The organism is Mucilaginibacter sp. Mucisp73, assembly GCF_059491465.1.
This window is the reverse complement of the sequence record NZ_CP168507.1, coordinates 4,784,826-4,796,434: the sequence shown is the minus strand read 5'-3', so window position 1 is coordinate 4,796,434 and position 11,609 is coordinate 4,784,826. Positions and strand designations below refer to the sequence as shown.

Annotated in this window: 6 protein-coding genes; 5 read left to right on the top strand and 1 reads right to left on the bottom strand. The window is 44.0% G+C overall.

The features are described from left to right. Nucleotides 1-182 precede the first annotated feature (182 nt). Nucleotides 183-1,667: a glycosyl hydrolase family 28 protein gene (locus tag ACEN82_RS19775; protein WP_413322002.1), complete on the bottom strand. Its 1,485-nt coding sequence runs from the start codon at nt 1,665-1,667 to the stop codon at nt 183-185. A gap of 206 nt (nt 1,668-1,873) precedes the next feature. Here ACEN82_RS19775 and ACEN82_RS19770 point away from each other — a divergent pair, with 206 nt between their 5' ends. The 5 genes from ACEN82_RS19770 to ACEN82_RS19750 all read left to right on the top strand — a co-directional run bounded on the left by ACEN82_RS19770 (nt 1,874) and on the right by ACEN82_RS19750 (nt 11,343). After that, on the top strand, nt 1,874-3,754 hold the full coding sequence (locus tag ACEN82_RS19770; RefSeq protein WP_413322003.1) for a glycoside hydrolase family 97 protein: 1,881 nt from the start codon (nt 1,874-1,876) through the stop codon (nt 3,752-3,754). Between the two features lie 76 nt (nt 3,755-3,830). Beyond that, nucleotides 3,831-4,853, top strand: coding sequence for a substrate-binding domain-containing protein (locus ACEN82_RS19765; protein WP_413322004.1), 1,023 nt, complete (start codon nt 3,831-3,833; stop codon nt 4,851-4,853). Nucleotides 4,854-5,336: 483 nt separating this feature from the next. After that, a complete protein-coding gene (locus ACEN82_RS19760; RefSeq protein WP_413322005.1) occupies nt 5,337-9,476 on the top strand; it encodes a hybrid sensor histidine kinase/response regulator in 4,140 nt (1,379 codons plus the stop codon). Between the two features lie 252 nt (nt 9,477-9,728). Further along, nucleotides 9,729-10,313: an RNA polymerase sigma factor gene (locus ACEN82_RS19755; protein ID WP_090534056.1), complete on the top strand. Its 585-nt coding sequence runs from the start codon at nt 9,729-9,731 to the stop codon at nt 10,311-10,313. Nucleotides 10,314-10,386: 73 nt separating this feature from the next. Beyond that, nucleotides 10,387-11,343 (top strand): family 43 glycosylhydrolase, encoded by a 957-nt coding sequence (locus tag ACEN82_RS19750; RefSeq protein ID WP_413322006.1) that lies wholly within the window; start codon nt 10,387-10,389, stop codon nt 11,341-11,343. Nucleotides 11,344-11,609 lie beyond the last annotated feature (266 nt).

Sequence of the window (11,609 nt, the reverse complement as noted above, 5' to 3'; positions counted from 1 at the left end):
GATTTCTCTTTCGCTCGCTCGCTCAGGCCTCCACAGCTCTATTGAAATGACATTTTCTTTTAGTTGAAAAGAAGTGTACACAACAGTAGTTTCCCAAGAAGGGAATCGCACAATTTAATACCTTAAAAATATTAGTGGAGATATAAAAGATTGCACATAAGGACAGGTAGTCAATCTTACCCTCAATCCTTCCTCAAAAACTGGATCCCATCCACATGTTCACCCACAAATATGTTGGCCATATCGCTTGTTTTATAAAAGCCGGGTTTGCCCGGCATTTTATCATAGATCAGGGTACCGTTTATCTTCAGATTTTCAAAAATAACGTTCCTGATGCCGCGTTTGTCATCGTAGCCGGCTATAACAGACATATTAGCCCGCTTCCCGTTATAATTAACATTCCTGAACAGTATATTCTCGATCCCCAGCCCGGGAGAGGTGTTATATTTTCGGTTGTACATCACCCTTAAATTAAACAATTGCCCTTTGCGGATATCCTCAATCTCCACGTTTTCAAAACTGGCGTTCCTGATCAGGTTGCTGTCGCCGGCATTAAGTGCTATGCAGCCCTGGTAATCAAGCTGGTTTTCATTGTGGTCAAGCACAGTCATATTCTGAACCCGGATATTTTGTAAGGTATCCAGGTGGTCAGTGTCGCCGTGCGTACCTATCAGTAGCGGGTGGGCTACATCTGCCCATAAAATGGCGTTGTTAACTGTAATATCGGAGGTATTGCCGTAATAATTCCACCGGTGACCGTAAATGGCGATGCAATCGTCTGAATTTCGCATGTATATATGATCAAGCTTAATATCCTGACTGCAAAAGATGTCGATACCATCGGCATTACCGGTTGCAGTGAAAGCTTTGAAATTACTTATACTCACATGCTTTGATTCGCCCATCAAAATAGAATAACCCGTTGGGAGCTCAATAATCCCGTCAACAGTGACATTATTACTGTACTGGATAATCAGATGATCGTTCCTGAATTTGGATGGCGTTGCTATAGTTTTTTTTATTGAGCTGCTGTCGTTTTGTACAGGATGCTGTGTAAGAATACCACGGCCGCAGATCCTGACGTTTTCCGCATGATCTATAATTAATGATCCTTCAACAATGGCGCCGCCGGCTAAATAAACGGTTTTACCTGAAGGAACGATCATCCGGCCTATTTTATGGATGCCCGGGCCAAAATAAAGCGTTTGCGCATCGGTTTTTGTGGGATGGCTGCTTTCTATAGCGTTGGCAAAAATTTGCAGGTTCTCAAAAATGTTACCGTTTACCTCTAACGAAACGTATTGCGAAGCGCTTAATTCAAACTCGACAATGTTGCCTTTAACCTCGGGCTTGATGCCGTATGCAGTAGGTCTGATCCTTACTTCTTTGATATTCCCCTGGTTTAGCTTAACCCGAAGCTTTACCGAACCGGAACAATCGAAATAAGTAAAAGCGGTTTTTTTAATAATGCGCTGCGCGTCAAAACGAGCCGCGACATCGACGGTATATACATCTACGGGCTGCCAGTTGCCTGTGCCCTGCCGCACATCTACTTTAATTGTATGATTAACTAAGTTACTTTCGGGTGCCTTATAAGTTATGATTTCTGCTTTGACTGTTTTTAATAAAAATACGACTGCACATGTAAGCACCAGGAATTTGTTCATAGAAATTTTTATAGTGTATAGAGGAAGACAATAAATGCGGATTCTCATACTCAATAAAAAACTATATGGAAAAAATAACTGCATTTGGCGGAGATAATGTGCCCTAATGAGATACCCTGAACAATTTGATTAAATCACTAATCTCTTTGAGTATATTTAAGAGCATTGCTTGTCCTTATTACTGTTGTTGCCCCGTATCCTAAACAATGAAGAATAAATACCTTTTTTTTACCTTTTTTTTAGCCCTTTCTCCCTTTTGCAATAATACTGTGTCCGCAAAGCAAAAGGTTGTTGCACTGCTTTATTCACCAGATAACCGTACGCGGGCGCAATTTTCACTGGATGAGCAGGGGCAGCTGTATTATCGGCTAATTTTCAACACACGGTTAATTGTTAACTGGTCGCGTTTGGGGATCGAAACTACCGGTTCTTCATTAGTTCGGGGTATCACGTTAAGGGGATCGGCCAAAAAAGAAATCAATGAAAAGTTTTTGTGGCCGCTGGGAGAAGATGCCAGCCTGGCAAACCATTGTAACGAGCTCACGCTTCATTGCACCTCTGGCAGGGGTAATTATGATATTATCGTAAGGGTATATGATGGAAGCCTGGCGTTTAGGTATGTCTGTAAGCAGGCTGGTGATAGCATTGTGCAACTTAAATCGGAGCTAACGGAGTTTAACCTTGCAACAAGCTATCGCATTTACCAGTATCACGAAGAATCTGTTTTCAGGCCGGTTATGGTCGATTCATTGCCGGGTACCAGTGACCTCCCTTCAACGCTCACAGCCGCACAGTCATACATAAGTATCGGCGAAGCCGACAACCGCAATTACACCAAATGCGTATTGGTTCACGGCAGCCGCCCCAATAGCCTGGCGTTACAATTTTATACGGATACCCTTTACCGCGACCACCGCGTTCAGTCCGTTCGGAAGGATTCGTTGATCCGGTTCACCGATAGTCTCATTACTCCCTGGCGAACCATTAGTTGCAGTAGTACTGCCATAGGTTTACACGCGTTTAGTCAGCTTAGTCTTAAACTGGTTAAACCGCTCAGTAATGAGGTGCCCGATTATGTAAAGCCCGGAAAGGTTTTCAGGGTACCTATCAATACGCAGGGCGCCCTTGATGGAATTGATTTTGCTCAAAAAATGAACTTCCAATACATTTTGGTTGATGCAGGCTGGTATGGTGCCGAATTTCGAACTACCTCTGATCCTACCAGATACTTACCTGATTTCCACTTGCCGGATATCATTGCTCATGCCCGGCAAAAAGGCATCGGCGTTATTTTATATGTAAATTATGTGGGGCTCAAAGCTAAGATAGATACCATATTGCCGCTTTATAAAAAGTGGGGAGTTAGCGGGCTAAAGTTTGGGTTTGTAGACGGCGGCACGCAGAAAGGCCTTGCCTGGCTTGATTCGGCCATGAAAAAAGTAAATGATTATGGCATGGTACTTAACGTACATGATCATTATAAACCCACAGGTTTGAGTCGTCGGTACCCGTATGTGCTGAGCCAGGAAGGGATCAGGGGCGATGAAAACAGTCCCGATGCTTTCCATAATACCGTATTGCCGTTTACGCGTTACCTGGCCGGCCCTGCCGATTTTACCTTTTGCTACCCCAACAAGGTGAATGATTACAGTAAAAATATCCGGGTAAGCAAAGCCCAGCAAATGGCCCTGACCATTGTATACTTTGACCCGTTGCAGGCAATTTTCTGGTACGGGCGGTCGCAGGATTACAAGGAAGAGACGGATATTGATTTTTTTAAATATGTGCCCACAGTATGGGACGAAAGCAAATATGTGCAGGGGGAAATAGGCGAAGGTATTACCGTAGCACGCCGTAAAGGCCGTACCTGGTACCTCGGTAGCGCTGCAGGCCTTCAGAAATGGGGAGGAAGCTTCAAGCTCGATTTCCTGGAAAAAAATCAGGTATACACCGCTACTGTTTATGGCGATGACGGACAGGGCGGCATACAGGTAAAAAAGGTTGAGCTTAGGCACAATGATGCTTTTGTTGTTGACCTGGATGCAAAAGGGGGCCAGGCGGTTATCTTAAGACCTCAAATAAAATAGGGGGCGGAGATGTTGTTGTGCTGCGTTATTAATGATTGTGTTAGTTTGACTTAAGGAGGATCCTGCTTTGGGCGAAATGAAAAAAAAATTGGCTTTGAAAGATATTGCTGCCGCGTTAAAAGTGTCAGAAGCATCTGTTTCCTATGTTCTTAATGGCAAGGCGAGGCAATATGGCATCAGCGTGGCGCTGGAAAATAAAATACTGAGGTTTGTTGAAAAGGTAGGTTACCGGCCAAACCGGCTGGCAGCCAGCCTGCGGACAGGAAAAAGTAAAACGGTGGGCATGATTGTGGAAGATATCAGCGATCCTTTTTTTTCGGCCATTGCCAGGGTTGTGGAAGAGCATATTTATAAAGAAGGTTACCGCGTTATTTATGGCAGTTCTGAAAATTCGACCGTTATTGCCCGCGACCTGCTGCAAACTTTTAAAAATTACCAGGTGGATGGGTATATCCTGGCACCTACTGCCGGCTTGGACGATGATATCAACCAGCTTGTAAAGGAAGGTTACCCGGTAGTGGTGTTCGACCGCGCTTCGGCTGATCTGCAATGTTCCAAAGTACTTGTCGATAACTTTCGCGGCAGCGAGGCTGCTGTTTTGCATTTGATAGATAACGGCTTCCGTAACATTGCCATGGTTACGCTTGAGGCCGGGCAGGATCAAATGAACGAACGTGTTAACGGTTATCACGCGGCCCTCCAAAAACACGGGTTGCCGCCTATCCTAAAAGAAATTATCTATAATGAAGATCCACACAAAACCATCCAGAACCTTAAAAGCCTGCTGAAAAGTAAAAAGGATATAGATGCCATTTTTTTTGCGACCAACTATCTCGCCTTAAGCGGCCTGCAGGCCCTGAAAGAATCAGGACTGATAATTACCAGGGACATCGGTGTTGCTGTATTTGATGATATTAACAATTTTGCCCTTTTTAATCCGGCCATAACCGCTGTAGCCCAGCCAATTAAAGAGATCGGCCTCAGGGTTACCAAAATTTTATTGGAAGAGCTTCAGGATAACCACATGATCGATTCGCAAAATATTTTATTGAAAACCAAACTGATCATAAGGGAGTCATCCGCAAGGTTACCGGTGTAATTTATCCGAAATAAAAAAATTAAAAAAATGAGTATCAAACCTGTTTGGGATTGTCTTTGTTGTAACTCTCCCCTAATAAACCGTTCGGTTTAGCTAAGTTGGTTATAATAAGGCTTCTGAAAGGAAGCCCTTTTTGTTAAGGATAAACAGCAGGGAATATTGAGGAAAATGATCGGTTGGGGCACGGATATAATCCTTGTTCTTTATTTGTCAGATAATTATATTTTTGTTTTGAGTAAATGTTACAGGGTGCAGACATGATAGTGTATCGATTTATGAAAAAAAAGCGAAACGAAGCGGAACCCTTAGGGCTATTTCAGATAAAGAATCCGAAAGCAGACGAACAAACGATCAAAAAAAGCTGGAATTCAATAGTTCAGAAAATAAATCAGGACCCTAAAAAGAAGCGCCAGGAGTAATGTTTAACCTGATGGGACAGTTTTTGAAACACGAACCAAACGTTTCGCGGCACTTATATTCAAATTGAACAGTATTCAACAACCGGTATCCTCCCGTATACGGCCATTTAAAGCAGCCGCACGTTGGTGTAGTGTAATTATTTTAGGAGCACTGATTTTAAACAGCAATGCCGCGGCGCTTGCTTTGCCCAATATTCAGCGGCTTGGCCTCAAAGACGGGCTTTCCAACAGCGAAGTACGATGTATTTTCCAGGACCATTCAGGCTATATGTGGTTTGGCACTTATGATGGCCTGAACCGTTTTGACGGATATGACTTCCGCATTTACCGCAATCAGCCCGAAAAGCAACATTCAATTATTCATAATTTTATTAATTGTATTGCAGAGGATGCGGCCAATAATTTATGGGTAGGTACGCGCCAGGGCATAAGTATCTTAAACCCGGTAACAGAAGAGTTTTCTCCGGCCTATGCAATTTTGGCCGGCAAAGAAACACCCGTGACATCCTTTATCAGGGATATCAAAACGGACCGCTCCGGGCGTATTTTCATTGCCACTCTTTCCAACGGCCTTATTGTTATGGATAAGGGCAAACGAACCGGCCATGTTATACCATACTATGAAAACGGAAAAGCTGTACATGGTTATAACGTTAGCGCGTTGTATGTGGGGCCAGGCGACCAAATCTTTGCGCTGATCAGCGGCACGGGCCTTTTTACATATGATGCGGTACACGGTACTTTGAAGTTACTGAACACTTCGGTTACCGGCGCTACCTGTATTTATCCCGAAGGCAATGGTTTATGGGTAGGCACAACCCAGGGTCTGCACCATTATGATTTCAAAACTGGTCAATATGACCGTCTTTTAGATGAGTTTAACGGGCCTTTCAAATCGGGCAGGATAACGAGCCTGCAAGTCATGCCCGATAGTACACTTTGGGTGAGCACTGACGGCGGCGGGATCCAGATCCTGAATAAAGGGCGCGACAAGATTACCTATCTGCCTGCGGGGAGTGACGAGCACTCACTTTCAAGTGGTGCTGTTTATGCTTTATTTTTAGACCGCGAAGGCAGAAAGTGGATCGGCACATTACGGGGCGGAGTAAATGTTATTGATGAGGTAAAAGAACGTTTTATAAATATCAGGCATAATGAACTGAACGCCAATAGCCTTATCAGTAACTTTGTTAAATCATTATATGAAGCCCCAGATGGCAGGCTGTGGATTGGTACCGATGGCGGCGGATTGAGCATTTGGGACCGGCAGGCCCATCACTTCACCAATTTTCGCCATGATGCCTCACAGCCGGGTACCCTAAGCTCAAACTTTGTAACCAGTATTGCCGGGGATAGGGAAGGCAGGACCTGGATTGCCACTTATGGGGGCGGCATTAACCTGTACCAGCCGGGTTCCAATACATTCACTACATTTCGGGGTGTAGACAGGCAGGGAGCTGCCAGCCGGATAGTGTTCTGGTGCCTGTACCTGGACCATGCTGGAAATCTTTGGGCCAGCGGCTTACAAGACGGGCTGTTTCTATATGATAAGCATAATAACCAATTCAGGTTGTATGACGCGGCTCTGACCAATATCCTTTCAATGGGCGAAGACCTTTTTGGAAACCTTTGGGCAGGAAACTTTGAAGGTGTTTATAAGATTGATCAAAAAAGCAACGCACATAAGTTTTACCCGGTAGGTAAAGCGGTAAGATCAATGCAGAAAGCAGGCAACGGCGACATGTGGTTGGGTACAGAGGCCGGCTTGTTGTATTTTTCAGCATCTAAGGAAAAAATCATTCACCACTATACCACCAGTAACGGACTTAGTAATAATACGGTGCTGACCATTTTGGAAGACGCGCAAAAGCGTTTGTGGCTAAGCACTTACAACGGGCTTTGTCGCTTTGATCCCAAAGCCGTTAGTTTTACCAATTTTTTTGAAAGCGATGGCCTGGCGAGCAATGAGTTTAACTTTAACGCGGGCTTAAGGCTAAACAATGGTCAGCTTGCGTTTGGGGGGATCAATGGTGTCACGATGTTTCATCCGCAGGCAATCCTGCCCCTGCATGATATCCCCAACATTGTTATAACTGATATTAAAATTAACAATAAGCCCATAAGTACTTATCCGGACTATGTGAAGACGGATGCTGGAAATGTTATCCGGTCGTTAGAGGTTCCCTACGATCAGGCATCAATAGCCGTTAGTTTCGCAGCTATCGAATTTACCGCGCAGGATAGGATCGGTTACCGTTATATGCTCCAGGGCTGGGACAGGGGATGGGTTTATGCAGGGCGGCAGCGTAACGCGCTTTATACCCGTTTAGCGCCCGGTACGTATACATTTAAAATTAACTGTACCAATGCCGAAGGGCAATGGATCAACCGGGAAATCCATCTTCATATCATTATTTTGCCGCCCTGGTATCGTACCGTCTGGGCTTACCTCATTTACGCGATGTTGCTTGCGGCAGTTGTTTACTGGTACCTGCGTTATAGGTTTAGGGAAACGCGGCTTAAATATGAAGTACAACTGGCCAATGCCGCCGCTGCACACCAGCGCGACCTACAGGAAAAGGAACGCGAATTGAATGACCGGCGCGTAGAGTTTTTCACGGGCGTTTCTCATGAGTTTCGTACGCCCCTTTCGCTCATCATCAACCCGTTAAGGGATTTGCTTGCAAAAATTGGCCCTGAGAACCGTGCGGAACTTAATATTGTTTATCGTAATTCAAGGCGCCTGTTAAGCCTTGTTGATCAGTTGCTGCTGTTTCGTAAGGCCGATTCGGGCGTTGGGATCCTGCAAATTGCGCCAATGGACATTACCCTTGTTTGCCGGGAGGTATTTTTATGTTTTGTGCAGCAGGCCAGGCTTTCGGGTATCAGTTTTGAATTAAACGTGCCGGAAGAGCCGGTACTGATTTATGGAGACAGGGAAAAGATCGAGATTATCCTGTTTAACCTCATATCCAATGCTATTAAATATACGCCGGCCGGGAAAGCCGTGCGCGTTGGCTTGCAACCGGGACCGGATGAGGTGGTGATCAACGTGATTGATAATGGACCGGGAATATCTCCGGAAGCAGGGAAGCATATCTTCGAAAAGTTTTACAGGTCAAATACGCATGGACAGGCGGCAAAAGGAGGCTTTGGGATCGGTTTATTCCTGGCCCGCCAGTTTACCATAGATCACGGCGGTTCATTAACATTTGAAAGTGAGCCGGGCAAAGGTTCTGATTTTTGTTTAATCCTGTTGAAGGGTACAGCTCATTATTCGCCGGATGTGGTGGCGGCAGCCGATGCCGCTGATTTATCACCTTTGCTTAGTGAAATGGTTGAAGACCAGCCGGCAATAGCTGAAGCCGGCCGAATTAATGATATTGATTTTGAAGCGGATAAGATTTTTACCGACAAGCAAAGGATCCTGGTTATTGATGATGACAGCGAAATCAGGTCGTACATTTGTTCCGTTCTTGAAAGCCGTTACAGGGTTTACGAGGCAGACAATGGTTTGACCGGTTTACAGAAAGCGAAAGAAAAGCAGCCCGATCTTATTATCTGTGATGTAATGATGCCTGGTTTAAATGGCATTGAACTTTGCTCAACCATTAAGCAGGACCAGCAATTAAGCTATATCCCGATGATTTTACTAACAGCCAGCTCATCTGCCGAAAATAAGATCAAAGGGCTGGAAAGCGGCGCCGATGACTATATTTCCAAACCTTTTGATAAAGATGTACTGGTTGCGCGCATTGCCAATCTGCTGCAAAACAGGAGTAACCTTCAAAGCTATTTTTATAATACCATTACCCTGAAATCGGTTAACGTCACTATTTCGGATGAGTATAAAAACTTCCTGGAAAAATGTATCGAAATTGTTGAGCAGCATATTACCGACGAAAACTTCAACATCAAAATACTGGCTTCAGAGATCGGCATGAGCCATTCAAATCTTTACCGTAAAATTAAGTCGCTGTCCGGTCATACCGTTAATAGCTTCATCCGCTACATACGCCTCAGAAAGGCGGCTGAGCTATTGATCCAGTCGGATATGAATGTTAATGAAGTGGCCATTGAAACAGGCTTTAACAGCATTAAATACTTCCGCGATCAGTTTTTTAAACTGTTCGGCGCTAACCCATCAGACTTTCTTAAGCAAAAAAGACCTGTATTTAAGAAAAATAAAAATATAATTAATTGATATTTAGATATTTATGTATATTCTCTCCATTGCTTAATCAATTGAGTAAATTGATAAATTGCCGAATTTATACCGCATAAATGACCAATTTGAGTCCCATCTGCCGAATAAAATCTATTCATATTAGCTTATATAAACCAGTTATTAGAACCATAGGCAAACTTACTTAATCGATTATGTAAATCGGTTTTCAGCTTAGGTTCCTAAAGTCGGTAACGACCAATTTAAAGAGAAACCAGTTTTAAAGCCAATATGAACAATTGTAACCAGCTAACTACATGGTGGGAAGAAGCCCTCCACGGAAATGTCAAATCTTTTGGCAGGATACATGACGAACTGTATTCCGGTTTGTATTTCTACCTCTATAAAATTATCAAAGATGAGGATGCAGCCCAGGATGTTTTACAGGAACTGTTTATAAAAATGTGGGAGCGGAGGATAACATTTGGGCCTATTAAAAATGTTAAATACTATTTCTTTAAATCGGCACGGTCACTTGCCATTAATTTTTTAAAGGCCTCGCGGCCCGAGTTTGTAGGCTTATCCGCAAGCCATGATATCGATATTGTTTTTTCGAGGGAAGATGTGCTTGTTTTGGAAGAAACCGGGAGAGAAGTAGAGCACATGCTTGCCCTTGCCTTGAATACCTTGCCAAAGCGCCAAAAGGAGATGATCTTTTTAAGATATTTTGATAATTGGAATTACGATCAGATTGCTGAAGTAACGGGGTTACAATATCAGTCGGTAGTTAATCATGTACACAGGGGTATCAATCAACTGCGTATTAAACTTTCTGAAGGCAGCAAGATAGCCACAACCGAACTGGTGCTTTCATAAAAACATTATATAAGATTTCCTGACTTTCAAAAAACACCGAATGATTAAAAAAATACTTTTAAAAAGAATAACCATGGCTGTTATGACTTTGCTGATTACAGGCCAGGTATATGCACAGCATCAAAAAATCATAAACCCCGGAGAAGTTTGGCCCGATAACCGGGGAGAACATATTCAGGCGCATGGCGGAGGGATTATAAAAATAAAGAACACATACTATTGGTACGGCGAAGAAAGACGTCGGGGGCTGGATTCAAATAAACGTTATGTTAGCTGTTATGCGTCAAATGACCTGACGAACTGGGCATTCAAAGGTGATGTTGTTCAGATGACCGATCCCGAAAACCTGGGGCAGCGCTGGGTACTGGAAAGGCCCAAAGTTTTCTACAGCAAAAAGAGCCGGCAATATGTTATGTATTTCCATCTTGACAATGCAACTTATAAGTTTGCCCGGGTTGGCATCGCCGTAAGCGACCGCCCCGATGGTAATTTTAAATACCTGAAAAGCTTTAGGCCCCTGGAGCATGAAAGCCGCGACATTGGGCAGTTTATAGATGATGATGGTACGCCATATCTTGTTTTCGAAGACCGTCCGCTCGGGTTTCATATCGTCCGGCTTTCGGAGGATTGCCTCAGCATTGACCGGGAAATGTGCCTGATAGCTGAGCATATGGAAGGGGGGGCTATAGTGCATTATAAGGGCCTTTATTACGCAATAGGCTCCGCGCTTACCGGATGGAAGCCCAATCCTAACCGGTATGCCACAGCAAAAACCCTGCAAGGCCCGTGGTCGGAGTTTAAAGACATAGCGCCGAAGGAAAAAAACACATATGGTTCGCAATCTACCTTATTGCTCAAAGTTAGCGGGAAGAAGGATACGACAGTATTGTTCCTGGGGGATATCTGGAAGCCGAAAGAACAATGGGATTCCCGGTATTTATGGATGCCTGTTCAGATCGGGGATGGCAAGCTTTGGCTTCCTGAGCCGGCTCCGTTTAAGATCGACGTGAAAAACGGCATTGCAAATTAATCAGGCATTTTCATGCAATTCATTCTTCATAAGGTTAGTTAATAGATTAAGGGGCAGGGGTGCCCCTTTTTTCGTTCCATCAGGGTGTCTCGCAGATTTAAATGGACTTCACATTACCCGGTACCAATACCGCGCCGTTTTTTGATCGGTAAAGTTGGTACCGGTTAGCGCCCGCTGATTTCCATTCATTTTGTTACAATCAAGCTGGTGATCTTCGCGCATGATTTAATAATGTATTAATATTGGTGGTCTACTTTTACCGGCAT

Coding starts and splice junctions, on each gene's coding strand:
- ACEN82_RS19755 (WP_090534056.1), top strand. CDS start 9,729: ATGAACAATTGTAACCAGCTAACTACATGGTGGGAAGAAGCCCTCCAC.
- ACEN82_RS19770 (WP_413322003.1), top strand. CDS start 1,874: ATGAAGAATAAATACCTTTTTTTTACCTTTTTTTTAGCCCTTTCTCCC.
- ACEN82_RS19750 (WP_413322006.1), top strand. CDS start 10,387: ATGGCTGTTATGACTTTGCTGATTACAGGCCAGGTATATGCACAGCAT.
- ACEN82_RS19765 (WP_413322004.1), top strand. CDS start 3,831: ATGAAAAAAAAATTGGCTTTGAAAGATATTGCTGCCGCGTTAAAAGTG.
- ACEN82_RS19775 (WP_413322002.1), bottom strand. CDS start 1,667: ATGAACAAATTCCTGGTGCTTACATGTGCAGTCGTATTTTTATTAAAA.